The organism is Rahnella sp. EDr1-12, from assembly GCF_049206505.1.
Lineage (GTDB): Bacteria > Pseudomonadota > Gammaproteobacteria > Enterobacterales > Enterobacteriaceae > Rahnella > Rahnella rivi.
The window spans coordinates 203,063-228,025 of record NZ_JBLZNY010000006.1 but is presented as its reverse complement, the minus strand read 5'-3'; the positions used below and the strand labels follow the sequence as shown (position 1 = coordinate 228,025).

The window sequence follows — 24,963 nt, the reverse complement described above, 5'->3', positions numbered from 1 at the left end:
TTTGCAAAGCTTATGCCAAATCTGACCAACCGGTCAGACCGTCCGGATGTTTTTTACGTCGGACAGCAACGCTACTTCAGCAGCACTTCATATTGCGGGTTAAATTCGTCGAAAATCGGCAGCGCCGCCGCACCGAGCGCAGGGGTGTCGCTGCCGGACATGCCGAGGCGTATGCGCGCACTCTGCGCATAGCGGCTGCGCACCGAATTATACAGCGGCGTCAGGCGCTTAATCAGCTTCTCCACCAGCGGTTTCGGCATGGTGCCGCCGATGATCACGCACTGCGCATCGAACACACATTCCATAATATTGATGGCCTGCAACGCCGGTTCCACCGCCGTATCCAGCCACTGGTCGAAGCGTTTTTCATCCACGCTCAGCAGATCCTCCGGCATCGCCGAGGCTGGATCCAGCCCGCAGGCTTCGTACGCGGCCTGCAAAGAAAGGTAACGTTCGAGGCAGCCTTTGTTGCCGCAATAGCATTCGCGCCCGCCCGGTTGCACCACAACGTGGCCGACTTCGCCCGCATTGTGTGCATGGCCGGTATAAATTCGCCCGTCAGTAAAGATGCCTGCGCCCAGACCGGTGCCGATATACAGATAGACAAATGAGGTTAATTGCTTGGCGACGCCGTGAAAACGTTCACCAATAGCCGCCACCGTCGCATCGTTTTCCAGCGTCACCGGCCAGCCGGTCGCGGCGCTTAAACGGGCTTCAATATCAACGTTATCCCAGCCGTGCAGCGTGGTCGGCCCCTGCGAGGAAATCCCTTCCACGCCAAACGGCCCCGGCATCACCACGCCGACGCCCAGAATTTTTCGCCAGTCAATTTTCACCTGTTGGCGCATTTCTTGCAGAACCTGATCGATAAGAGCCAGCGTGGGCTCTGGCTGCGGTTTCTGCACATGGAGCAGTTTGCGAAAGCGAACGGTTCCGGTCAGATCCACCAGCACAATCAGCAGCGACTGATGATCAAGATGGATGCCGATGGAATAGGCGCTGTCAGGATTGAGTGTCAGTGGCGTTGCTGGTTGACCACGGCCTCCCGCACGGCGCGGCAGGTGGGAGGACAGAATGCCCGCCTGCTCGAGTTCGGTGGCAATGTTGGAGACGGTTTGCGGCGTGAGCGACGTCAGCCGGGCAATTTCGGCACGGGTCAGTTCACCGTTAAGGCGAATGGCTTCGATCACCACCCGACGATTGTGAGCACGGGCGTGCTCGAGATTGGTGCCAGAAGTTGTTATCACATCCCTCTCCGCGGTGAAGACCTTGCGGGCAGTATGTGGCGAGTGATTACAGCAATCAAATTGATTTTATAAATAACAGAGTATGAATATGACGGTGGCATCACAGCTTTGAATGTTATTGCCATGTTAATAATAATCGTCAGTCACTATTCACTTTACGCTGTTTTGATATTCGCCTTAAAACCCGGTAGCACAATCCGGCAGGGACGCAGGGACTGGCAGAGTTATGCCTTCCCATTTTTTTTAGCCGATTAAAGCAATCAAATTGATTTAATAAACTTAACCCTGTTTCGGAGAATGACGATGAGCCTACGATTTACCCCTGCTGCCACCCTGTGCGCCCTCTCTGCCCTGACTCTTGGATATTCTGTCAATGCGCTGGCCCAAACCACCCTCAGCGCCCTGTTTATGACACAGGCGGCGTACAGCGAAGCGGATATCCGCGCCATGGCCGCTGATTTCACTAAGCAGCATCCGGATATCAAAGTGAATCTGGAATTCGTGCCGTATGAAGCGCTGCACGACAAAATCGTCGCCGCGCGCGGTGCCGGTGACAAAGGTTATGACGTGGTGTTGTTCGATGCGATCTGGCCCGCCGAATTTAACAAATACGGCCTGTTGCAGGACGTGACGGCGCGTATTCCGGCGGAGGAAAGCAACAAGATTTTTGACGGTGCCATTTCCACCGTGACGTATAAAGACAAACGCTGGGGCATGCCGTGGATCCTCGACACCAAATATCTGTATTACAACAAAGCCATGCTGGCAAAGGCCGGGATCACCACGCCGCCCGCCACCTGGGCTGACGTTGAGAAACAGTCTGCGATCCTGAAAGAAAAAGGCATCGTCAAATATCCGCTGGTCTGGAGCTGGTCACAATCCGAAGCATTGCTGTGCGATTACACCACGCTGGTTTCCGCGTTCAAGGGCGATTTCTACAAAGACGGCAAGCTGAACTTCACTAATTCCGGCGCCATGAAAGCCATCAGTTACATGAAAGAGACGCTGGATAAAGGGCTGACCAACCCGAACTCCCGCGAGTATCTGGAAGAGGACGTGCGTAAATCCTTCTCCAACGGCGATGCGGCTTTCGCGTTGAACTGGACCTACATGTACAACATGGCCAACGATCCGAAACAGAGCAAAGTGGCGGGTGACGTCGGTGTGATCCCGGCACCGGGTGAAACCGCAGGCGGCGCATCCGGCGTTAACGGCTCGATGGGGCTGGGCATTGCCAAAGCCAGTGCGCATCCGGATCAGGCGTGGGAATTCATCAGCTACATGACCTCGCAGCCGGTGCAGAACAAATACGCCAAACTGAGCCTGCCAATCTGGAAATCCTCTTATGACGATCCGGCAGTGCAAAAAGATCAGGAGCAACTGATTGCGGCGGCGAAAATCTCGCTGAACGTGATGCTGTCGCGCCCGGTCACGGCGGATTACTCCCGTTTATCCAATATCTTGCAGCAAAATATTCAGGCGGTATTGCAGGGGAAAACCCCGGCACAGGACGGTATGGAAGCCGCAACCCAAGCCGCTGATCGTTTACGTTAATTTCGCGACCAACACCAAAATACCCGCCATAGCCTGACTATGGCGGGACGGGAAAACTGAATGCTGACATTACCGCAACGTGAGAAACGTCAGGCCTGGTTGCTGCTCGCGCCCATGCTTCTGATGATGTTCTTACTCACCGCCTGGCCGCTTGTCCGTACGTTGTGGCTGAGTTTTACCGATGCCGGTCTGATAGGCGACGGCTCTGCGCCCAACTGGGTGGGCAGCGAGAACTTTTTGTATGCGCTGACCGACCCTGATTTTCGCGCCGCACTCTGGCGCACGCTGTATTTCACCGTGGTGTCGGTGGTGATTGAAGGCATCATCGGCGTACTGGTGGCGCTGTTGCTGAACCAGCCATTTTGGGGACGCAGCGCCCTGCGCGTGCTGGTGATTTTGCCCTGGGCACTGCCGACCATCGTCAACGCCACCCTGTGGCGGCTGAATTTCAATCCGGATTACGGCAGCATCAACGCCCTGCTTTCCCAGCTCGGGCTGATTGATACCTACCGCAGCTGGCTGGGCGATCCCTCTTCGGCGATCAATGCGGTGATGTTCGCGGATATCTGGAAAAACTACCCGCTGATCACCCTGCTGGTGCTGGCGGCGTTACAGACCATTCCGGAAGATTTGTTCGAAGCCGCACGGCTCGACGGCGCATCGGCTTTCTGCCGTTTTCGCAAAATCACCTTACCGGCGATTGCCGCACCGCTGGCTGTGGCGCTGATCCTGCGCACCATTGATGCCTTTAAAGTCTTCGACATCATTTATGTCATGACCCGCGGCGGCCCGCTCGACAGCACCAAAACCGTCAGCTTCTTTGTCTATCAGGAATCGTTCAGTTATCTGCGCGCTGGCAGCGGTGCCGCCTACGCGATACTGATGACATTAATCTGCGCCCTGCTGATCACAATTTATATGGTGATGTTGCTGCGCCAGCGCCGTTCAGGGAGCACAGAATGAAACAGAAAATCCGGCTCGTTTTACGCTATTTCGCCGCACTGGTGCTGGCCGTCTCGATTCTTGCCCCCCTGCTGTGGATGTTCCTGATGAGCGTCAGCTCGGCGGAAGATCTGACCCGCATTCCGCTGGAATGGCTGCCGCGTCACTGGGATTTCAGCCGTTATGCCAGCCTGCTGACCTTACAGGCCGGCACACCGGGCGCGCTGTTCCTGCATGCGCTAGGCAACAGTTTGCTGGTGGCCTGCGGAGCCACACTGGTTTCGCTGCTGCTGGCGATCCCGGCCGCTTACAGCTTCTCTCGCTATCCGGGCCGTGACGGCTGGCTGTTCGGCAGCCTGGCAATTTACATGGTGCCGCCGGTGGCATTCGTTCTGCCGCTGTACTTCATCCTGCAACAGCTGACGCTGCTCAATACCCACCTCGGGCTGATTCTGGTGTATTGCTCGATGATCCTGCCGTTCCTGACCTGGATGCTGAAAAACCAGTTCGACGCGCTGCCGGTGGATATCGAACAGGCTTCCCGCCTCGACGGACTGCGCTACTGGCAGGTTTTGCTGCGCATTACCCTGCCGCTGGCAAAACCGGCGCTCGGCGCCTCGGCCATGTTTGGCTGGCTGCTGGCCTGGGACGAATTTTTCTACGCCCTGCTGTTTACCAACAATATCGACGCCCAGACGCTGCCGGTCACCATTGCCGGATTCACCGCCGGGCGCGCCACCGATGACGGGCTGATCGCCGCCGTCGGCATTCTTGCGGCCATTCCGCCGCTCTTTATTGCGCTTTGGCTGCAAAAAACCATGGTCAGCGGGTTAACCGCCGGCGGCAGCAAAGGCTGATTATGAACACCAGGGAATTCTCATCAATGACAACCAGACCGCAGACCCGCGCCACGCTGTATGTGGCGGGCAACATCAACGTGGATTTGATCATGAGCACGCTGCACGCATGGCCGAAAAAAGGCACCGAAGCGATGCTCGAAAGCAGTTCATTGCGCCCCGGCGGTTCTGCCGGAAACTGCGCGCTGGCGCTCTCCGCCCTCGGATCCCCTTTCCGGCTGGTGGCCAATCAGGGCAACGACCAGTTCAGCGGCTGGCTGGCGGGCATGTTTCCAGAGAGCGCCCCGGGCTGGCCTACCTGCGACTGCGAAACCTCGCTGACGTTTGGCGTTACGCACCCTGATCACGAAAGAACCTTTTTCAGCAATCAGGGGCACATCGTGCGCCTTTCCATGCAGGACGTGCTGGCGCAAATCCCTGAAACGGCGCAGGCCGGTGACTGGGTATTGCTGTGCGGCACCTGGCTGTGTACGGCGCTTTATGCTGACTATCCGCAACTGCTGGCCGTGCTTAAGCAGCGCGGTTATCAGGTGGCGGTGGACAGCGGCTGGCCGCCGGAAGACTGGAGCGATGCGCTGCGTGACCAGGCATCAACATGGCTGCCGTATTGCGACGCGCTGCTGCTTAATGAAGTGGAAACCCTCGGGCTGGCGGATGCGGCCACGCTGGATATCGCCGCGCTGACGCTGCTTGCGCAGATGGCGGAAAACGCCTTTTGCGTGGCGAAATGCGGCCCGGAAGGCGCGCGGCTGTGGTCGAAAAACCTGACGCTGCATCAGCACGCGGAACCGGTCGATGTGGTCGATACCATCGGTGCCGGAGACAGTTTTAACGCCGGATTTTTATCCGCGCTGATTTATGGCCTGCCGCCTGCCACGGCGCTGCAATGGGGTGTCCGCGTCGCCGGTTGTGCGATTGGCAGTTCCCCGCGCCGTTATCCTGACTGGCAATCGCTTTTTGGTCTTGTGGAGAAAATCTAAATGGCTCTGGTAGAACTGGTAAAAGTCGCCAAACATTATGGCAAAGTGCAGGTGTTGAAACCGCTGGATCTGACCATCCCTGACGGCAGTTTCACCGTGCTGGTTGGCCCGTCGGGCTGCGGAAAATCCACCCTGCTGCGCCTGCTTGCCGGGCTGGAATCGCTGTCTGACGGCGACATTCTGCTCGATAAACAGCAAATCAATAATTTCGACCCGGCCGACCGGGATATCGCCATGGTATTCCAGAGTTACGCGCTGTATCCGCACCTGACGGTGGCCGAAAATATGGCGTTCCACATGCAGGTTAAAAAAGTGCCGAAAGCCGAGCAGCAGGCCAAAGTGCAACAGGCCGCCAAAGTCCTGGGGATCGATCACCTGCTCAAACGTCTGCCGAAAGATTTGTCCGGCGGCCAGCGCCAGCGTGTCGCCATGGGCCGGGCGCTGGTGCGAAATCCGAAAGTGTTCCTGTTCGATGAACCCCTGTCTAACCTTGACGCCCAGCTGCGAATGGAACTGCGTGCTGAGATCAAATCACTGCATCAGCAGTTTCGCACCACCACCGTGTACGTCACGCACGATCAGGTCGAGGCCATGACGCTGGCCGATAATATCGTGGTGATGAAAGACGGTTTTATCGTGCAACAGGGTGACCCGCTGTCGATTTACGACAAACCGGTTAACACCTTTGTGGCGCGGTTTATCGGCTCGCCGCCCATGAACCTGCTCAGCGGTGTCTTCCGTAATATTGACGGACAGCCGGGCGTGGCCTGCGATCTACTGTGGTTCGCCCTGCCGGAGAAATGGGCATTGCAGGCGCGGCACGCCGAGGGAAAACCGGTCACTCTGGGGCTGCGTCCGCACGACTTAAAACCTGTGCTGGTAAGCACGCAGCCTGCCGCCACATTGCGCTTGCTGGAAGTCACCGGCGAAAGCAGCCTGCTGCACATCGACTGGAGTGGATTCCCGCTGCACGTGCAGTTTGCCGGACGTGCCCGCGTCAGCGCCGACCAGCCGTTGTATCTCGAGGCCAACAGTGAAGCGATTCATTTGTTTGATGTGACAACGGGAGAACGACTGGCGGAGGAATAAAAGGTCAAGACCCCGACAAAACGGGGTCTTTATTCGTGCGATAACGGTAAAATTTAATTATTGCAGAAGGTTAAAACTCGCGACCATTTCATTATTGGCTTTCATCGCATGATTAAAGGTTCCTTCAACCATCGCTGATGATTTCTGGTCAGTGAACTGTGCCTTTTCCGCTTCGGTGAATGGCTGGTTATCCCGCACATGATTAATTCGCTGTTGCGCGGCCAGCACATATTCTTCAATATTTTTAATCAGCTTGCTGTAGTCCTGCGGTTTTTCCCCGGTGTTCTCGGAAGGCTGCTTCATCACGTCAAGAGAGGCCTGTATTTCGCTCACAATACGCGTGGCAGATTCGGCTGAAAATTTATCCTGCACCAGTATCGCATTCAGCTTTTTAGCATTTATCACGATGGACAAAGCATGATAGCGGGCATTTTTACCCTCCGATTGTTCGATTTCCTGCAAACGGGCGAGTTGTTGTGCATCGCTAACGGTATCAATTGCGCTTCTGAACGCCGCAGAATCTGAATTAAATGACTTCAGTTTATTCATAAGTTCAGCACGTAAAGTTTTTCCTTTCAGGGATGCATCTTTCTTATATTCCCCTTGCTGGTAATATTGATTCAGAGAATTCATCACCTCACTCAAACTGTTTGCTGACTTTATGAAATTAAGCGCCGCACGATCCAGTTCTGGAATACCCGGTTGCCGTTCAGCTGCCAGTGGCATTTTATTATTACAAAACTCTAATAATTTGCTATTAACAGGACTCATTCCCGACACTTCAGTTTCATTCCCTGCTGGCCCCTGATCAACATCTTTTACCCAGCTTGAATATTGGTTAAAGGAATGATTAATTCCTGCATCCAGCAGGCTGTAGCATTTAATGTAGATCTGCAATTTTGCGGCAACCTCTGCCGCAGAGGCTTTCGGGGCAGCCGCAGTGGAGGATTTTTCAGCTGTATCAGCCGCTTTGGCAGCCACATAAGCAGGCTTAGCCTCAGCCTTTTTATCATCACAACCTGATAACGCAACCAGAATTGATGAAAAGAGCACTGCGTATATAAATTTATTATTCATAATGAGATTAACTTCATTCCTGTGAGGTGTAAATATCGAATGAACAAATAACTATCGATAGGACATATAAAATATGAATATCAAAACAATTCAACACACTGATGAATCATTGCCATTATTAATAAACAGGCCGGGCATTATGTTCCACCTGAACAATGATGACTATTTAAATGTGCGAAATGATATTGCCGGCACGTATTCACGCCTCGCGTATTAACCCTGCGCGACATAACAGAGGGAAAAAAACGCGTTAGCGTTAAAGGAATTATTAACAGATAACCTTTCCTGTTATTCACCGTTGACGCCACACCCCGATGCGCTATGCTCAGACATTGCCTGTTTCATTAGCGCGCTTACCTTCTATGAGCTTCTTCTCAAACAAAAAATTCTCGCTGCCGCCCGGTTCTGCTTTGCCATTACTGGTGGCGGGCGCGTTCTTTATGGAAAACCTCGATGCCACGGTGATCGTGACCGCGCTGCCGCAGATGGCGAAAGATTTCGGGGTGCATCCGGTGGATATGAATATCGGTGTGTCGGCATACATTCTGACGCTCACGGTATTTATTCCCGCCAGCGGCTGGATTGCCAACCGTTTCGGCACCCGCAACGTCTTCTCGCTGGCGCTGGTGTTGTTCACTCTCGCCTCGGTGTTATGTTCCGCCAGCACCAGCCTGCCGACGTTTACCGCTGCCCGAATGTTGCAGGGCTTTGCCGGTGCGCTGATGGTGCCGGTCGGGCGGTTGGTGGTGCTGAAAAACACCCGGAAATCGGATTTGATCCGCGCCATCGCCACCATCACCTGGCCGGGGCTGGTCGCCCCCATTCTCGGACCGCCGCTCGGCGGATTTATCACCACCTATGCCTCATGGCACTGGATCTTTATCCTCAACGTGCCGCTCGGGTGTATTGCTCTGTGGTTTAGCCGGAAACTGATCCCGCTTATTCCCGGCGAAAGAGGCGTGCCCTTCGATGTGACCGGATTTGTGCTGACCGGGATTGCCTGCCTCGGGCTGATTTTCGGGCTGGATAAATTCAATGAAAGGATTATCGACTGGAAACCTTTCGCGATGATCGGTGGCGCGCTGTTGGCCGGGGCGCTGGCTATCTGGCATTCCCGCCGGGCGGCGCACCCGTTGCTGCCGCTGACGGCGATGAAAATCAAAAGTTACGCGGTCACTATTTACGGCGGTTCGCTGTTTCGTATCGCCATCGGCGCCCTGCCGTTTCTGCTGCCGCTGATGTTCCAGCTCGGTTACGGCATGAGTGCTTTTAATGCCGGTTTGCTGGTGCTCGCGGTTTTTGCCGGAAATCTGGCGATGAAGCCTTTTACCTCAGCGATTTTGCACCGCTTCCGCTTTAAGTCGATTATGCTGGTTAACGGCCTGATCAATTCTGCGACCATTTTTGCCTGTGCGCTGTTAACGCCAAACGTGCCGACGGCGCTGACGCTGCTGCTGTTATTCGCCAGCGGCATGAGCCGCTCGATGCAGTTCACTGCCCTCAATACGCTGGCCTTTTCGCAGGTGCCTTCTGAACAAATGGGTGGCGCGAATACGCTGTTTAACACCGCGCAGCAGCTTTCTACCGGGCTGGGTATCGCCATCGGCGCGCTTTCCCTGCGCATCGCCGAACATTTTCTGCCCGCCAGCGACACGTTGCAGACCGGCACGTTTCACATCGCTTTTATCATCATCGGCCTGTTTTCACTGGCCGGTACGCTCGACAGCCTGACGCTCGACAAAACAGCAGGCGATGAAATACGACGCAAAAAAGAATCTGTAACCCCACCGGCTGTACCGGAAAAATAATGGCGCAGCCAGACTGAAATTACGTATCCGAAAAATGGAGTTAAACCATGGAATACCGTCTGTTAGGCCGCTCTGGCCTGAAAGTTTCAGTTTTAAGCCTCGGCACCATGACATTTGGTGGTCAGGGCAAATTCGCAAAAACCGGGCAAACCGACGTTGAGGCCGCTCAGCGCCAGATAGGATTGTGTCTGGATGCCGGTATCAATCTGTTCGATACCGCCGATGTTTATTCAGGCGGTGAATCAGAAGTGATCCTCGGTAAGGCGCTCGGCGACAAACGCCATGACGTGCTGGTCGCCAGTAAAGCCCGCTTCCCGATGGGCGAAGATCCGAACGATCGCGGTTCATCACGTCATCACATTCTGCGCGCCTGCGAAGCCAGCCTTAAGCGTCTGAATACGGATTATCTGGACTTGTATCAGTTGCATGAATGGGATGGCCTGACGCCGCTGGAAGAAACCCTGCGCGCGCTCGACGATCTGGTCAGCAGTGGTAAAGTGCGGTACGTCGGTATCTCTAACTTCTCCGCCTGGCATGTGATGAAAACGCTGGGCGTGGCCGATGCCCATCATTATATCCGCCCGGTCAGCCAGCAAATCCATTACACCCTGCAGGCCCGCGAAGCCGAATACGAGTTGCTGCCCGCCGCGCAAGATCAGGGGCTGGGTACGCTGGTCTGGAGCCCGCTGGCAGGCGGCCTGCTCTCCGGTAAATATCGCCGCAATCAGGCCGCGCCGGAAGGCACCCGCCATCTGGCAGACTGGGGCGAGCCGCCGGTGCGTGATGAAAGCGCGCTGTACGACGTGGTTGATGTGCTGGTCAGTATTGCCGAAGCCCGTGGCGTTTCTGCGGCGCAGATTGCGCTGGCCTGGCTGATTGCCCGCCCGCAGGTGACCTCGGTGATTGTCGGAGCGCGTAATGAATCTCAGTTGCAGGACAACCTGCTCGCCGCCGGTTTAACTCTCAATAATGAAGAAATTGAACGACTTAATCAGGTCAGTCAGTTGCCTTTGTTGTATCCTTATTGGCACCAGGCGCAGACGGCACCGGATCGTTTGTCCGCAGCGGATTTATCGCTGATTGCGCCCTATCTGAAAAAGTAACGGCAATAAAATGAAACGTAACACGGTCGGCAGAGAGTGCCGGTCGTGTTATTTTTGTGTTAATACTGTGAAGGTCTTTTTGTGTGCACTGAGCACCTTGCTTAAATATTGAGGATTACCGGGATGATTATTTTTGTTACCGGCGCCACTGCCGGATTTGGTGCAGAAATCGCACGCAGGTTTGTCAAAGAAGGTCATAAAGTGATTGCATCTGGCCGCCGTAAAGAGCGTCTGGACGACCTGAAAGCCGAACTGGGAGACGCGCTGTACGCTGTTGAACTGGATGTCACTAACCGCGCATCCATTCAGGATGCCATCGACAGCCTGCCTGCTGACTGGCGCAACATCGACGTGCTAGTCAATAACGCCGGTCTGGCGCTTGGTCTGGAAAAAGCGGATAAAGCGTCGCTGGAAGACTGGGACAAAATGATCGACACCAACACCAAAGGGCTGGTGTACATGACCCGCGCCGTCTTGCCGGGCATGGTTGAACGCAATACCGGGCATGTGATCAACATCGGTTCCACCGCCGGTAACTGGCCGTATGCCGGGGGTAACGTCTACGGCGCGACCAAAGCTTTTGTGCGTCAGTTCAGCCTGAACCTGCGCACCGATCTGCACGGCACTCACGTTCGCGTCACCAACATCGAACCGGGCCTGTGCGGCGGTACTGAATTCTCAAACATCCGCTTTAAGGGTGACGATGAGAAAGCCAGCAAAACCTACGACAACACCAACCCGCTGACCGCCACTGACGTTGCCGAATCCGTTTTCTGGGTGTCCACGCTCCCTGCGCACGTCAACATCAACAGCATCGAAATGATGCCAGTCAGCCAGTCTCTCGCCGGATTGCAGGTCCATCGCGAAGAGTGATCTCGCTTCCTGAACCTGATGAAAAATAATGAAAAGCAGCCCAGGCTGCTTTTTTTATTGGTTTATTTTGATGAAAAACGGCATTTTGCACCTGAATTGTGCTGGTTGTATTTCGCACAAAGAGTTATGATCACCTCACAACATACAGGTTCTACTATGGAAGCCAATTTTGAGAACGGACTCGAATACTTACTGGAACTTAATGGCTGGATTAACTACACCACGTCAGGTTACTGGTGGAAAATTGAAGCCCGGCGCGTACCGAAAACGGTGACGGTTCCCCACGGCATTCGCTATAACCTGACTCTGCATGATAATCACGATCAGCGGGTGTATGGAATGGATAACAGTCATGCAGTGATCTCAGGCAAACGTGGCGTTTATCACGGCAGAACCGTGACCTACGATCATCTGCATAAGGGAATCAGACAAAAAGGAACGCCCTACATGTTTACATCACCCTGCCAACTGCTTGACGATTTTTGGCAGGCAACAGACTCAATAATCAAGGATGTTAAGAGGTCCGAATGAAAGCACTTATTGGCGTAATGCCGGAAGAGATGGTTCGTCAGCGTATGCTGGCTATCCTTAAGGGCGACTATAAGCCAGCGGCGGATGAACCAAAAATTTGGTACAACTCACTGGCCGCACTGGCGCAGATCCTCAGCCCGGACAATATTGCATTGCTCAGCCTGATGTATGAGCGCAATCCGCAAACCCTGACAGAACTGGCGACACTTTCAGGACGACATAAAAGCAACTTGTCTAAAACGCTGAAAACTCTCGAGAATCGCGGGTTTGTGAAGATGGTGGCTTTCGGTGCCAGGAAACGCCCGGTCGCGCTGTTTACGGAATTTGATATCCGCGTCGAGAATTTCCCCTCCGCCGCCAGAACGGCAGCCTGACTGACGGGTATGCCACTCACAAAAAAAGGCGCGGCAAACCTGCCCGCGCCCTCTTCTTACTGATGTCTGACGTAACGGTTACGCGCTCAGCCAGCCCAGTTTGATCACGAACAGAATCGACAGCACGATCAGCGCAGAATTCAGCTCACGCCAGCGGCCGCTCAGCAGTTTACACAGCGTCCAGGTGATGAAACCAAACGCGATACCGTTGGCGATGGAATAAGTGAACGGCATGGTCAGCGCGGTCACGGTGACCGGTGCGGCGACCGTGATGTCTTTCCAGTCGATTTCAGCCAGACCGGAGGTCATCAGCACCGCGATAAACAGCAGCGCAGGCGCTGTGGCGAAGGCCGGAACGCTGCCTGCCAGTGGTGCGAAGAACAGGCTCAGCAGGAACAGGATGGCAACCACAATCGCTGTCAGACCGGTACGGCCACCGGCGCTGACGCCCGCCGCCGATTCGATATAACTGGTGGTGGTTGATGTCCCGAGCAGCGAACCGAACAGCGCAGCGGCGCTGTCAGCCACCAGCGCACGGCCCATTTTCGGGATGTTGCCGTCTTCGTCTGCCAGACCAGCACGTTTGGTCACGCCAATCAGGGTGCCGGAGTTATCAAACACATCCACAAACAGGAAGGCGAAGATCACGCTAATCAGCGAAACGTTGAATGCGCCTTTGATGTCCAGTTGCATAAAGGTCGGCGCGATAGACGGCGGCATCGACATAATCCCGCCGAAAGCTGAATAGCCCAGCGCGATCGCCAGTACGGTAACCGCCAGCACGCCGATCAGCACCGCACCGGTGACTTTTCGCGCTTCCAGCACCACGATCAGGATAAAGCCCAGCATCGCGAACAGCGGGCCCGGTTTCGTCAGATCACCCAACCCCACCAGCGTGGCCGGGTTCGCAATCACGATACCGGCATTTTCCAGCGCAATCAGCGCCAGGAACAAACCAATACCTGCGGCAATGGCCGAACGCAGCGGCAGCGGAATACTGCGGATAATCCACTCGCGGATTTTAAAGATAGATAACGCGAAGAAAATACAGGCGGAAAGGAAAACGGCACCCAGCGCAATCTGCCACGTGTAACCCATATGCAGAACCACGGTGTAGGTGAAAAAGGCGTTTAACCCCATGCCCGGCGCCAGCGCGATCGGGTAGTTGGCGATAAAGCCCATCAGTGCGGAACCGATTGCGGCAGCAAGACAGGTTGCCACGAATACCGAGCCTTTATCCATCCCCGTCGCGCCCAAAATAGACGGGTTAACAAACAGAATATAGGCCATTGCTAAAAACGTAGTCAGTCCTGCCACAATCTCAGTCCGCACGTTAGTACGGTGAGCTTTTAACTTAAATAGTTTTTCTAACATGAGAAGGAATCTCTTGGTCGCATGATCACTTTTGATCTGGCGATCAAATAGCGCACGCTTGTTATTAGTATTGTTATTCAAAACACGCCCGCGCGCCCGCAGTGAGGATGCCACAATTCGCCCCACTGCCTGATACTGATAGCGGAACACGAGCTGAAAACGTGTTTTGACGAACCCTGTCATTGCCACTTTGCACATAAAACAACCTGAGGACATTGTTTTATAAAGGGACATCGCACAATCTAGGAAAAATGAGTGATGCAGTCCATAATAGATATCTCACTTATTCACTGCATAAATTAGTACACCCATGTCGCCATTCTCCCGTTTTTCGCAATATTTTACCGAAGTCGCCCGAACAGGAAGTTTGCGCAAAGCGGCGGAAGTGCTGCACGTCTCGGCTTCAGCCATCAACCGGCAAATTTTACAGGCCGAACAGACGCTGGAAACCCCGCTGTTTGAACGGCTTCCCACCGGGCTGAAACTGACGTCGGCCGGTGAAATCTTGTTCGATGACATTCGCCGCTGGCGAAAAGAATTTTCCCGCACGCGTGAAAGGTTTGATGAAATCCAGGGATTACGGCGCGGTCACGTCACGATTTCGATGATTGCTGCGCTGAGCGAAGGCATGGTCGCAGAACTGATTGCCGACGTCGGCAAGGAACACCCTTATCTGACCTTTGATATCCGCATTGAAGACAGCCGCAATATCAGCGAACAGGTGAGTTCCGCAGAAGTGGATTTCGGTTTGTTGCTTGATCCGGTGGAACATACCGGGCTGGAAGTACGGGCGTTTGCGGAACTGCCGATCGGCATCGCCATGCCGGTCGGGCATGAACTGTCTCATCAGACGTCGCTGTCGTTCAGCGATATCGCCGCTTACCGGCAGATCATTCCGTCTGAGCCGCTGATGGTCAATGCCCGCGCAAAACTGCTGTACAACCGTTATCAGCTGCTGGAAACGCCGTCGATCGTCTGTAATGACGTGCGCATGATGCGCGAACTTATCCGCAAAGGTGCCGGGGTCGGCGTGCTGAGTTTGTTAGATGTCCTGCCCGATTTGCAGGAACAGCGGCTGGCGTTTGTGCCGTTGCAGGGCCGCACCGCCAAACCGCTGACGCTGGCTTTGTGCGTCGCCCCGCGCAGGCAACTTTCCCGCGCGGCGCAAATGGTGATTCAGAAAGTCATCGTTATGATGGAGCAGTTAACGCATTAAGCGGCTTTCCAGCCGGAAATAATAATCAGCATTCCCGCCAGCGCCACGCAGGCCCCCAGCCAGTCGGTGGTGCTGAGTTTCACGCCATCCACGACGCGCAGCCACAGCATCGCCGTCATCACGTACACGCCGCCGTAGGCCGCATAAACCCTGCCGCTGGCCGCCGGATGCAGCGTGAGCAGCCAGACAAAAGCCGCCAGGCTGAGCGCCGCAGGGAATAAAAGCCATGCGCTGCCGCCTTTGCGTAACCAGAGATAAGGCAAAAAACAGCCGATAATTTCCGCCAGCGCCGTCGCAAAGAACAGTAAAGAAGTTTTGAGCATCATATTTGTCAGGTTTACAGTCCGTAGTTCAATCACAAATCAATGAGTTCACTGTCAGAGGATGACGTCATTGAGCGGGATGTTATAATTGATATATTCGCCTGAGCGATGTGTAAAAATAAAAGGATGAGCTAATGAATGCAACGTTTATGTCCCGACTGACCCGCAGCGTATTGCCGGTCGCCTTGCTGGTCATGACAGCGGGCTGGCAGGCCCCTGCACTGGCAGCCACCAACTGCGCGGGCGGAACCTGTGTCTTTGGCGGTACCGGCAATGATGCCATGACCAACGAAGAAGCACGTCAGAGCAAAGAGCAGTGGAATGAAACCCAGCGTCTGCGCGCCATGAAGAACCAGCGCAACGAGAAAGATTTCTCCAAGTACGACAACTCGGTTGATCTGCGCGACAAGTGCGAAGCCAGCCAGAATATCAATGCCTACTGGGAACCGAACACCGAGCGCTGCCTCGATCGCCGGACCGGTCGTCAGTTAATGGCGCCGTAATCTGCTAAACTCATTGATACGTTGATTTTCATAAAAGGAATGAATGATGAAAAAGACACTTTTAGCCGGTCTTGCGGTGGTCATGCTGGCCCCCCTCGTCGCACAAGCTTCCTGTGAAAGCGTGAAGGCAGATATTACGTCGAAAATCGTTGCAAACGGTTTGCCGGAGTCCGGCTTCAAACTGGACATCGTACCTAACGATCAGGCAGATCAGGCCGGCGGACAGGTGGTCGGGCATTGCGGAAACGACAGCCAGAAGATCATCTACACCAAAACCGCAGACGCGGGCGATGAGACAGCCTCAAGCCCTAAAACCGGCACCAGCCAGGACTCTCAGTAGTCTTCGGCAGCACCGGCCAGACGATGTCGGCTGATGAGCGCTAACCGCGTCATCCCCCTGACACCGAAATACCCTGGGGAGCTTCTGCTCCCCTGATTCCTTTTCTCCCCCCCTTAATTTCTCATACGCGACCACTCACCCGGCAAACAGCTGATCGTATACGTGCTGAAGATGCCTGCTCATCCGCGCTTTGGCACCCGCGCCGTCACGCGCCAGAATCGAATCCAAAATCCCCTGATGATCCGCGTTCATCTCACGCGCAAAATCCACCTCGGTATAGTGGCTTTCAAGCCGCATAAACCGGCGCGACTGACGCTTATCCCACAGGTATCCCATCATATCGTGCAGCACTTCGTTGCCGGTCATTTCGCTGATCATCAGATGGAAACGGCGGTCGGCTTCGAGGAAGGCGTCATTATTGGCGTTCAGCTCGTTCAGCTCGCGGGCAATCTCTTTGAGTTTTGCGCGCTGGTCGTCAGTACCGTTGATGGCCGCCAGTTCTGCGGTCATGGCTTCATAAATCTGACGCGCTTTCACTAATGATTGCAGGCTGAACTCCTCTTCTGCGGGCGCGGCGTGAACCACCGGCGAACCGTCCGGCAGCGGATTGCTGACGTACACCCCGTTGCCGGTACGAATTTCCACCCAGCCGGTGATCTCCAGCGCAATCAGCGCTTCACGAATAGAGGAGCGGCTGACGCCCAGTTGTTTGGAGAGATCGCGCTCCGAAGGGATCATCGCCCCCGGCGAAAATTGCCCGGTTTTAATACAGTTAATCAGGACATTTGAAATCTGGCGATACAGCCGTTCGACCTTCAGTGTAGGTAATTCCATTGTTTTCTCCGTGCTGGTGCTGAATCCCAGATTTGTTATCCCGATCACATTAATCATCGGTTTGATGCTGAATCATATGTTGGTCTGATGGCCTGACCAGCAGACCACCGGGCCATGCCGTGCACTAAGATTGAACTTATCACCGGCCATGCGTCAACTACATTGGCAAGCATCAGTAAAATAATTAAGGAAATCAGATGGAACAGACATGGCGTTGGTACGGCCCGAAAGACCCGGTATCGCTTGATGATGTGCGTCAGGCTGGCGCAACCGGCGTGGTCACCGCCCTGCACCATATTCCGAACGGCGAAGTGTGGCCGGTTGAGGAGATCAAAAAACGTCAGGCCGAGGTGGAAGCGAAAGGTCTGGTGTGGTCAGTGGTAGAAAGTATTCCGGTGCATGAAGAGATTAAAACCCGCAGCGGCAACGTTGAGCAGCACATTGCCAACTACCAGCAGTCAATCCGTAACCTCGCGGCCTGTGGCATCGACACCGTCTGCTACAACTTCATGCCGGTTCTGGACTGGACGCGTACCGATCTCGGTTATCTCCTGCCGGACGGTTCCCGCGCATTGCGTTTCGATCACATCGCCTTTGCCGCCTTCGAACTACACCTTTTGCAACGTGAAGGGGCGACATCCTCTTACAGCGCGGAAGAGCAAAAACAGGCTGCTGATTATTTCGCTGCGATGACCCAGGCAGAAAAAGACACCCTGGTCGCCAACATTATTGCTGGTCTGCCGGGTGCGGAAGAAGGCTACACGCTGGAACAGTTCCGCGCGCGTCTGGCAACTTACGACGGCATCGACAAAGCGAAACTGCGTGAAAATATGGCGCATTTCCTGCGCAGCATTGTGCCGGTGGCAGAGGAATGCGGATTGAGTCTGGCGGTTCATCCGGACGATCCTCCGCGCCCTATTCTCGGCCTTCCGCGCATTGTCTCCACCATTGAAGATATGCAGTGGCTAAAAGACACGGCAGACAGCATCCATAACGGTTTCTGTTTCTGCACCGGTTCTTACGGCGTGCGTGAGGACAATGATTTAGTGAAGATGATGACCACCTTCGCCGATCGCGTTCACTTCATTCATCTGCGCGCGACGCAGCGTGAAGAGGTACCGGGAAGTTTCCATGAGGCCGACCATCTGGACGGTGACGTTGATATGGTCGCGGTGATCAAAGCCATTCTGACCGAAGAGCAAACCCGCCGCCGCGCAGGAAATCAGCGCGCTATTCCAATGCGCCCGGATCACGGCCATCAGATGCTGGATGATTTGAACAAGAAGACCAATCCGGGCTATTCCGCTATTGGCCGTTTACGCGGGCTGGCGGAACTGAGAGGGGTTGAACGGGCACTGAAAGTCAGTTTCTTCACAGAGTAAGCCATCTCCGGCTGCGCACGCGTTAACTGCCAACATTGTCTTAACTGCGCCACCCTCCCCTTCATCACCGGGGAGGTTAGCGCACCTTCTCTCAGACCTTCAGATCAGAAATTCAGACCGGCGTCGTTACCGTATTGTGGCTGCGCGGCCAGCGGCGGCGCGATGCTCAGCGTGATCCAGTTCGAAGTCACTTTCTGCGATTGACTGTCTTCCACCGTAACGGATAAGCGATAGCTGTTACTCGCGCCCGGCGACTCATCCCACGGCGGCACAATCACACTCCAGCCTTCGGCATTGCGGTTATTGGCGGGCGGCGTCAGGCTCAGCGCCTGGGTATCACCCTGCCAGCTCAACGCCACGACAGCATTCAGTGCGCGTAATTGCAGTTTCAGCGGAACAGTTTCCCCCGGCTGTAACGTCCACGGCGGCGTGGCGAGGAAGACCGACAGGGTTTTGCGCTGCTTAAACTCCATCACCGGCATATTATTACGATCTACCATCGCCATCCGGCTGCCGCGCAGCGAGTTTGCTGCCGCCACATTGCGCGCCGACAACTGCTGATCCAGCGGAACGCCGAGACGATAGTTAAGCGTCAGTTTTACCAGATCCTGATTATCGCCATCCTGACCGGCCTGATGCTCGGCCATTACCGTCACCAGCGGCACCGGCGTGTAATTCAGCCCGAATGACACCGCCGAAGGATTGCTCTGTCGCGTGCCGTTTCCGAACAAATCCACCTGATTACCGAAATACTGCTCATAACTGAGCGATGCCCCAAGCTGGCGATAAAACGGCAAATACCCTTTGGTGGTGATGTCGTACCCGCGCGCCTGCCGACGCTGCTGGGCGGAGGTGCGGCTGTCCGCTTTATACGAGGAGATCGGGTGATAATAGTTGGTGGAGAGACGCAGATAGTCTGACCAGGCTTCCGCCCCCAGACTGCCGCGCGTGAGCTGATGATCGAAATCGTTATCGATGAACGCGTTGTAACCCAGCATCCATGCGCCGGTATTGATGCGCTGTCCGACGCCAAAATTCCCGACCGTGGCATCGCTCGCACTCTGCAAACCGATCTGGCTGTACACCAGATTATTATCGGTATTGTACAGCGGGCTGAAAAGCTGCCCGGAGCTGCCGTCAAGATTATGCCCGGTAATATCCAGCGTGGTGCTGACGGTGCCCAGCGGTGACAGCAAACTGTTGGTTTCTTTCTGCACCAGCTTCGCCGCCTGACCCAGCGCCAGATTTTCTGCCTGCAGGCGCAACGGATCGTCGCTGTCTGCCGTGGTGGTGCCAAGCTCTTTGAGGGTCGTCGCCAGTTGCTTTTCAGTTGCGGTCGGGCCGGAAGCACTTTTGATGTACTGGCTGCCCAGGCTCGGCAAGGCCGCAGGCTGAGCGCCACCTCCGGTATTGAAGGCTGACTGCTGGTCACTGGCGGGAAGGAAGCCGGAAAGATCGTAACTGAGGTTAAGGGCGGCGGAATTGCTTTCAGCCGGGTCTGCCGTCAGCGCAAAGGCGCCGACAGCATAAAAACTCCCTGCCCCGGCGATAAGCACGGAAAGACAGGAAGGTCCCGAACGCTTCAATAAATATGAAAAAAAATCTGTGACGTTTGTCATGCCTTGCACATTTTGCCAGTGAGAGGTGATCTTAGCTGACAGGCAGCATATTTCAACCCTCAGGCCACGAAACGCCACATCAGACTTCCCGTCCTGATGACCGCGACGGATTATCCCCATGAACTTAACGGTTAAAATGTAAACATTCGTCAATTAATCGTCTAAAATTACAACATAAAAAACCATTCACACACATTTCATAACATTTTTAACATTCATTCTATTTATCCTTACCCGGATTTATCACTTATCCTTAGCATGTTAACGATTATCACAACGCCACCCGACTGCTTTTGCAGCGCGTTGCCGATAGCACGCCTGACCGCCCTCTGTAGCGATTTTCTATAACAAACAGGGAACATAAATGAGCAAAAAAACCTTGCCCGGGGTAACCCGTCGGCAAATTCTCTCGTTCACGGCCGCCTCCGCAGTGCTGGGCGCCGCCAAAGCCGCCAATGCGGTGACGCTCAAAGGTACGCCCGTGTGGAGCCCCTTCGACGCCAGCCCGCCTCCACAGATTGAAACCGACGGCTGGGTGTTTTTCACCGATGCCGAAGCCGCCACCCTGGAAGCCATTGTTGACCGTCTGGTACCCGCCGACGATCTGAGCGTGGGCGGAAAAGACGCCGGTTGTGCCGTGTTTATCGATCGCCAGATGGCCGGTTTCTACGGCACCTATGCCCGTCTTTATATGCAAGGCCCTTTCCAGGAAGGCACGCCGGAACAAGGGGATCAGTCACCGCTGGTTCCGCAGCAGCGCTACCGCCTCGGTCTGGCCGCGCTGAACAAACTGACCCAGTCACAGCATCAGAAGTTGTTTAAAGATCTGCCCGGCGACCAGCAGGACCAGATTTTGTCCGGTCTGGAAAGCGGAAAAATCGCTCTCGATGGGATCGATTCCAAACTGTTCTTCGCCATTGTGCTGAAAAACACCATGGAAGGATTCTTTGCCGATCCGATTTATGGCGGCAACCGCAACATGGTGTCGTGGAAAATGCTGGGCTTCCCCGGCGCACGTTATGACTACCGTGAATATGTCGGCAAACATAACCAGAAACTCGATCTGGAACCGCTGAGCATTTCAGGCGGCGACGCGTGGAAAATGAAGAGCTAAGGGCAGAACACTATTATGGCAAAGAAATTACCCAAAACTGACGTGGTGGTGATCGGACTCGGCTGGGCCGGTTCCATCATCGCCAATGAATTGTGCGACGAAGGTCTGAACGTGGTGGCGATTGAACGCGGCCCGTGGCGCGATACCGCACGCGATTTTAACGTGGCGACAGTGACTGACGAACTGCGTTACAACTCCCGTCAGGAACTGATGTTACGCACGCGCCAGAACACCATCACCATCCGCAACAACCCGGCGCAAACCGCGTTACCGATGCGCGAATGGGGTTCATTCCATCCGGGGAACGGCACCGGCGGCGCGGGCAACCACTGGGCGGGGATCACTTTCCGCTTCCAGCCGGATGAATTCCGCCTGAAAAGCCACCTCACCGAACGTTACGGCGCAAACGCCATCCCGGAAGAGCTGGTGTTGCAGGACTGGGGCACCGACTGGGATGAGATGGAGCCGCATTACGCCTCTTTCGAACGTCTGGCCGGGGTTTCCGGTAAAGCCAGCAACGTGAAAGGCGAACATCATGACGGCGGTAACCCGTATGAAGGGATGCGCTCGATTGAGTACCCGACCCGCCCGATGGATCAGCCTTATGGCCCGACGCTGTTCGCCGAAGCCGCGCGCAACATGGGTTACAAGGCCTTCCCGGTGCCCTCCTCACTGATTTCCGAGCCTTACACCAACCCGCTCGGCGTCAAAATGGGGCCATGCACATACTGCGGTTTCTGTACCAACTACGGCTGCGCGAACTACTCGAAAGCCAGCGCGATCACGACCGTTTTACCGGCGCTTGTCCGCAAAGAGAATTTCGAAGCGCGCACCAACTGCGAAGTGATGCAGGTCCTGACCGACTCCACCGGCAAACGTGCCACCGGCGTTATCTACATCGATTCCTCCGGCGACGAGTGGGAACAACCCGCCGATCTGGTGATTGTCAGCGCGTTTACCTTCGAAAACGTCCGGCTGATGCTGCTTTCCGGCATCGGCAAGCCTTACGATCCGGTAAGCCTGAGCGGCACCACGGGCCGCAATTACGCCTATCAGACCGCCAACGGCGTGCAGCTGTTCTTCGACGATAAAAACTTTAACCCGTTCATCGGCGCAGGCGCGGTCGGCATGGGTATTGACGACTTCAACAACGATAACTTCGACCACAGCGGTCTGGGTTTCTTCGGCGGCGGCAGCATCCGCGTCACGCCAATCGGTGGCGCACCCATCGGTTATCGCCCGGTTCCGCCAGGAACCCCGAAATGGGGCAGCGAGTGGAAAAAGGCGACCGTCGCCAACTACCTCAGCTCAATGTCGATCGGTTGTGAGGCCAGCAGCTACACCACCAAAACCAACTATCTGTCGCTTGATCCGAACTACAAAGATCGCCTTGGCCGTCCGCTGCTGCGCGTAACGTTCGACTTCCCGGAAAACGATCTGAAAATGGCGGCGTATTGCACCGGCAAAGTGGCGGAAATCGCCAAAGCGATGAATCCGCGCCAGCTGGTGGCAAACCCGATGAAAGGCCACTGGAACGGCACGCCGTATCAGTCTTCCCACGTTGTCGGCGGTTTTGTGATGGGTGCGGATCCGTCCACCAGTTCGGTGAACAAACACCTGCAGGTCTGGGATGTGCCAAACCTGTTCGTGGTCGGCGCCTCTGCCTTCCCGCAGAATCCGGGTTACAACCCGACCGGCACCGTCGGCGCGCTGGCATTCAAAGCGGCTCACGCGATCCGTAATTTCTATCTGAAAAAGCCGGGAGAGATGATTGCATGAAAAAGTTAACCTCCTTCTCACTCGGTTTACTGGCACTGAGCGTTTCAGGGCTGGCGCATGCCGCCGGTGACGGCTCGTTCGAGCAGGTGGAACGCGGGCGCTACCTGGCGACGGTCGGCGACTGCGCCGCCTGCCATACCGCTTCCACGCCGGATGCCAAACCCTTCGCTGGTGGCGTGCCGATCGAAACGCCGTTTGGCCGTTTAGTGGGCGCAAACATCACGCCGGATCCGGAAACAGGTATCGGTAAATGGAGCTTCGACGACTTCCAGCGCGCGATGTCTGAAGGGATCGGCCACGGTGGCAAACGCCTGTACGGCGCGATGCCGTTTACCGCTTACACCAAAGTGACCCGTGAAGATAACGCCGCCATCTGGGCTTATCTGCAAACCCTGCAACCGGTGCATCACGAAGTTGAAACCAACCAGCTGCCGTTCCCGTTCAACGTGCGTACCAGCCTGATGGGCTGGAACTGGATGAACTTCAATAAAGGCGAATTCAGGCCGCAGATGGATAAATCCGCAGAATGGAATCGCGGGGCATACATTGTTGAAGGTTTAGGCCACTGCGGCACCTGCCATACGCCGAAAAACATGATTGGTGGTGACAAGGACAGTGAATTCCTGCAAGGCGCCGTGGTTGAAAACTGGGTCGCGCCGGACATCACCACCAACAAGCACACCGGCGTGGGCAACTGGACGCAGGAAGACCTGATGCAATATCTGAAAACCGGTGTAAACCGTTTCGATATCGCCTCCGGACCGATGGCGGAAGAAGTGACAAATTCGTCGCAGCACTGGACGGATGCGGATCTGAAAGCCGTGGCGGTTTATCTCAAAGACAGCGGTCATGACAGCGGGAATAACGCCCCGGCGCCGGTGAAAGCCGATGACAGCGCGATGGTCGCCGGGAAACACATCTATGCCGACCGCTGTTCTGCGTGCCATACGCCGGACGGTAAAGGCCAGGAAGGTCTGTTCCCGCGTCTGGCGGATTCTGCGCTGATCAACCAGACCAATGCCACCTCGCTTATCCACGTTGTGCTGGCGGGCAGCAGGCCGGTGGCGACGGACAGCAAACCTACCGCGCCCTCAATGCCGTCGTTTGACGCAAACATGAGCGATGCGGACGTGGCGAACGTGCTGACCTACATCCGTAACAGTTGGGGCAATGCGGCTGCGCCAGTGGCAGCGTCAGACGTGAAAGATGTGCGGGAAACGCTGAAGAAATAAACGTGCTGTTCTGAAAATGACAAAGGCCGCACTCGCGGCCTTTCTTTTTTGTCATGTCGTCGTCACTGAACTGTTACAAACTGTGAAATCAGTGCTGCGGCGGCATCTGCATAATTTGTACAAACAGATGATCGTTATTCTGGCTGAGCTGTACCAGATGTTTGCACTCAACCTTAATTGCCGTGAGCTGATCGTCTGTCAGGGAATACGGTAAATTAATATCGATGTTGTACATGCCCTGCTGCTCCGCCAGTTCAATCAGACGGACAATATTCGTCTCGTCGCTGACCTGGGTAGAAACGACCTGCAACGCCAGCGCCCGCAAGGATTCTTGCTTCGAGTTGTTTTTTTGAGAACGGGATTTTAACACCATGCCAAAGAACGGCATCACACCATAAATGGCGTCAACGAAACTCCATTTCTTTTTACAGGATGCGGACAAATATTCCATGTAGTCAAAGGACGCTTTTTGACTGCGCGCATCGGGTACCAGGCGGTTTTCATTCATCCCCTCTTCCTCTTCCTGGTCAGGGCCTGTTCAATTGAACGTCTGAAGGCGTACTCGGCGATATTGAGCAAATCAATGCATATAGACACGATTATTCACCTGTATAATGGCATAGTTCACCGACACTTTTCCAGTCAGTTCAGGCGCTTTCACACAGTGACTGTAGCAGGCCGAAAGTGCGGAGACTGAAAATTCAGACTTAGTCGACAGAATCGCCTGAATTGTGGAATGCGTGCCGCAAGAGTCATTACCGCCCATAGCGTCGGACGCGCGCTCACGCTATGCTAATCACCGGATTTTTAAC

Annotated in this window: 24 protein-coding genes; 17 read left to right on the top strand and 7 right to left on the bottom strand. The window is 55.0% G+C overall.

The genetic code is table 11. The annotated features are described in order from the left end of the window. Positions 1–71: 71 nt before the first annotated feature. Positions 72–1,244, bottom strand: coding sequence for an ROK family transcriptional regulator (locus ACO0U8_RS20620; RefSeq protein ID WP_421671554.1), 1,173 nt, complete (start codon positions 1,242–1,244; stop codon positions 72–74). A gap of 306 nt (positions 1,245–1,550) precedes the next feature. On the opposite strand from ACO0U8_RS20620, the gene ACO0U8_RS20615 reads away from it, so the two are divergent. From ACO0U8_RS20615 to ACO0U8_RS20595, 5 genes are read left to right on the top strand one after another with little or no spacing between them, the layout of a single operon-like run. Next, entirely contained in the window at positions 1,551–2,801 is a 1,251-nt protein-coding gene (locus ACO0U8_RS20615) for an extracellular solute-binding protein (RefSeq protein WP_421671530.1), read from the top strand. Positions 2,802–2,861: 60 nt separating this feature from the next. Further along, entirely contained in the window at positions 2,862–3,764 is a 903-nt protein-coding gene (locus ACO0U8_RS20610; RefSeq protein WP_421671529.1) for a carbohydrate ABC transporter permease, read from the top strand. After that, a complete protein-coding gene (locus ACO0U8_RS20605) occupies positions 3,761–4,600 on the top strand; it encodes a carbohydrate ABC transporter permease (RefSeq protein WP_122095266.1) in 840 nt (279 codons plus the stop codon). Before ACO0U8_RS20610 ends, ACO0U8_RS20605 begins: the two co-directional genes overlap by 4 nt. 26 nt (positions 4,601–4,626) lie before the next feature. Beyond that, positions 4,627–5,580, top strand: coding sequence for a carbohydrate kinase family protein (locus ACO0U8_RS20600; RefSeq protein ID WP_390975616.1), 954 nt, complete (start codon positions 4,627–4,629; stop codon positions 5,578–5,580). Beyond that, positions 5,581–6,669: an ABC transporter ATP-binding protein gene (locus ACO0U8_RS20595; protein ID WP_421671528.1), complete on the top strand. Its 1,089-nt coding sequence runs from the start codon at positions 5,581–5,583 to the stop codon at positions 6,667–6,669. A 57-nt stretch (positions 6,670–6,726) separates the two neighbouring features. Here the strand turns inward: ACO0U8_RS20595 and ACO0U8_RS20590 are convergent, their stop codons facing one another. Beyond that, the gene (locus ACO0U8_RS20590; RefSeq protein ID WP_421671527.1) at positions 6,727–7,746 is read right to left on the bottom strand and encodes a DUF3829 domain-containing protein; all 1,020 of its coding nucleotides are present in this window, start codon (positions 7,744–7,746) and stop codon (positions 6,727–6,729) included. Positions 7,747–8,108: 362 nt separating this feature from the next. Between ACO0U8_RS20590 and ACO0U8_RS20585 the strand changes: the two genes are divergently transcribed. From ACO0U8_RS20585 to ACO0U8_RS20565, 5 genes are all read left to right on the top strand, one after another. Further along, complete coding sequence (locus ACO0U8_RS20585) at positions 8,109–9,554, top strand: MFS transporter (RefSeq protein ID WP_421671526.1); 1,446 nt, start codon at positions 8,109–8,111, stop codon at positions 9,552–9,554. 47 nt (positions 9,555–9,601) lie between these two features. After that, positions 9,602–10,657: an aldo/keto reductase gene (locus ACO0U8_RS20580; RefSeq protein ID WP_421671525.1), complete on the top strand. Its 1,056-nt coding sequence runs from the start codon at positions 9,602–9,604 to the stop codon at positions 10,655–10,657. Between the two features lie 123 nt (positions 10,658–10,780). Continuing rightward, entirely contained in the window at positions 10,781–11,530 is a 750-nt protein-coding gene (ydfG, locus tag ACO0U8_RS20575) for a bifunctional NADP-dependent 3-hydroxy acid dehydrogenase/3-hydroxypropionate dehydrogenase YdfG (protein WP_056770477.1), read from the top strand. Between the two features lie 18 nt (positions 11,531–11,548). Continuing rightward, on the top strand, positions 11,549–12,061 hold the full coding sequence (locus tag ACO0U8_RS20570; RefSeq protein ID WP_421671524.1) for a hypothetical protein: 513 nt from the start codon (positions 11,549–11,551) through the stop codon (positions 12,059–12,061). Next, complete coding sequence (locus ACO0U8_RS20565; protein WP_056770475.1) at positions 12,058–12,435, top strand: MarR family transcriptional regulator; 378 nt, start codon at positions 12,058–12,060, stop codon at positions 12,433–12,435. The genes ACO0U8_RS20570 and ACO0U8_RS20565 overlap by 4 nt, the downstream gene beginning before the upstream one ends. 78 nt (positions 12,436–12,513) lie before the next feature. On the opposite strand, the gene ACO0U8_RS20560 is transcribed toward ACO0U8_RS20565, so the two are convergent. Beyond that, the gene (locus tag ACO0U8_RS20560) at positions 12,514–13,809 is read right to left on the bottom strand and encodes an NCS2 family permease (RefSeq protein ID WP_056771944.1); all 1,296 of its coding nucleotides are present in this window, start codon (positions 13,807–13,809) and stop codon (positions 12,514–12,516) included. 310 nt (positions 13,810–14,119) lie between these two features. Here ACO0U8_RS20560 and ACO0U8_RS20555 point away from each other — a divergent pair, with 310 nt between their 5' ends. Then, entirely contained in the window at positions 14,120–15,025 is a 906-nt protein-coding gene (locus ACO0U8_RS20555) for a LysR family transcriptional regulator (RefSeq protein WP_056770472.1), read from the top strand. On the opposite strand, the gene ACO0U8_RS20550 is transcribed toward ACO0U8_RS20555, so the two are convergent. Then, positions 15,022–15,348 carry a YnfA family protein gene (locus ACO0U8_RS20550; protein ID WP_183848176.1) on the bottom strand — a complete coding sequence of 109 codons (327 nt, stop codon included), beginning with the start codon at positions 15,346–15,348 and terminating at the stop codon, positions 15,022–15,024. The two genes, ACO0U8_RS20555 and ACO0U8_RS20550, sit on opposite strands and share 4 nt — an antisense overlap. Positions 15,349–15,482: 134 nt before the next feature. Here ACO0U8_RS20550 and ACO0U8_RS20545 point away from each other — a divergent pair, with 134 nt between their 5' ends. Together ACO0U8_RS20545 and ACO0U8_RS20540 are read left to right on the top strand one after the other, a co-directional pair. Further along, positions 15,483–15,851 carry a DUF1283 family protein gene (locus tag ACO0U8_RS20545; RefSeq protein ID WP_421671523.1) on the top strand — a complete coding sequence of 123 codons (369 nt, stop codon included), beginning with the start codon at positions 15,483–15,485 and terminating at the stop codon, positions 15,849–15,851. Positions 15,852–15,897: 46 nt separating this feature from the next. Then, positions 15,898–16,191, top strand: a complete 294-nt coding sequence (locus tag ACO0U8_RS20540; protein ID WP_056770466.1) for a DUF1161 domain-containing protein — start codon at positions 15,898–15,900, stop codon at positions 16,189–16,191. 135 nt (positions 16,192–16,326) lie between these two features. On the opposite strand, the gene ACO0U8_RS20535 is transcribed toward ACO0U8_RS20540, so the two are convergent. Further along, positions 16,327–17,025, bottom strand: a complete 699-nt coding sequence (locus tag ACO0U8_RS20535) for a FadR/GntR family transcriptional regulator (RefSeq protein ID WP_056771936.1) — start codon at positions 17,023–17,025, stop codon at positions 16,327–16,329. Positions 17,026–17,222: 197 nt separating this feature from the next. Here ACO0U8_RS20535 and uxuA point away from each other — a divergent pair, with 197 nt between their 5' ends. Beyond that, a complete protein-coding gene (gene uxuA, locus ACO0U8_RS20530) occupies positions 17,223–18,407 on the top strand; it encodes a mannonate dehydratase (RefSeq protein ID WP_122095259.1) in 1,185 nt (394 codons plus the stop codon). A 104-nt stretch (positions 18,408–18,511) separates the two neighbouring features. Here the strand turns inward: uxuA and ACO0U8_RS20525 are convergent, their stop codons facing one another. Beyond that, positions 18,512–20,026, bottom strand: a complete 1,515-nt coding sequence (locus ACO0U8_RS20525) for a YchO/YchP family invasin (RefSeq protein WP_421671522.1) — start codon at positions 20,024–20,026, stop codon at positions 18,512–18,514. A 364-nt stretch (positions 20,027–20,390) separates the two neighbouring features. Here ACO0U8_RS20525 and ACO0U8_RS20520 point away from each other — a divergent pair, with 364 nt between their 5' ends. From ACO0U8_RS20520 to ACO0U8_RS20510, 3 genes are read left to right on the top strand one after another with little or no spacing between them, the layout of a single operon-like run. After that, a complete protein-coding gene (locus tag ACO0U8_RS20520; protein ID WP_421671521.1) occupies positions 20,391–21,140 on the top strand; it encodes a gluconate 2-dehydrogenase subunit 3 family protein in 750 nt (249 codons plus the stop codon). A gap of 15 nt (positions 21,141–21,155) precedes the next feature. Beyond that, positions 21,156–22,919 carry a GMC family oxidoreductase gene (locus ACO0U8_RS20515; RefSeq protein WP_122095257.1) on the top strand — a complete coding sequence of 588 codons (1,764 nt, stop codon included), beginning with the start codon at positions 21,156–21,158 and terminating at the stop codon, positions 22,917–22,919. Beyond that, entirely contained in the window at positions 22,916–24,151 is a 1,236-nt protein-coding gene (locus tag ACO0U8_RS20510) for a c-type cytochrome (protein ID WP_421671520.1), read from the top strand. Before ACO0U8_RS20515 ends, ACO0U8_RS20510 begins: the two co-directional genes overlap by 4 nt. Before the next feature lie 88 nt (positions 24,152–24,239). Here ACO0U8_RS20510 and ACO0U8_RS20505 read toward each other — a convergent pair whose 3' ends face one another. Next, positions 24,240–24,659, bottom strand: coding sequence for a hypothetical protein (locus ACO0U8_RS20505; protein WP_421671519.1), 420 nt, complete (start codon positions 24,657–24,659; stop codon positions 24,240–24,242). Positions 24,660–24,963 lie beyond the last annotated feature (304 nt).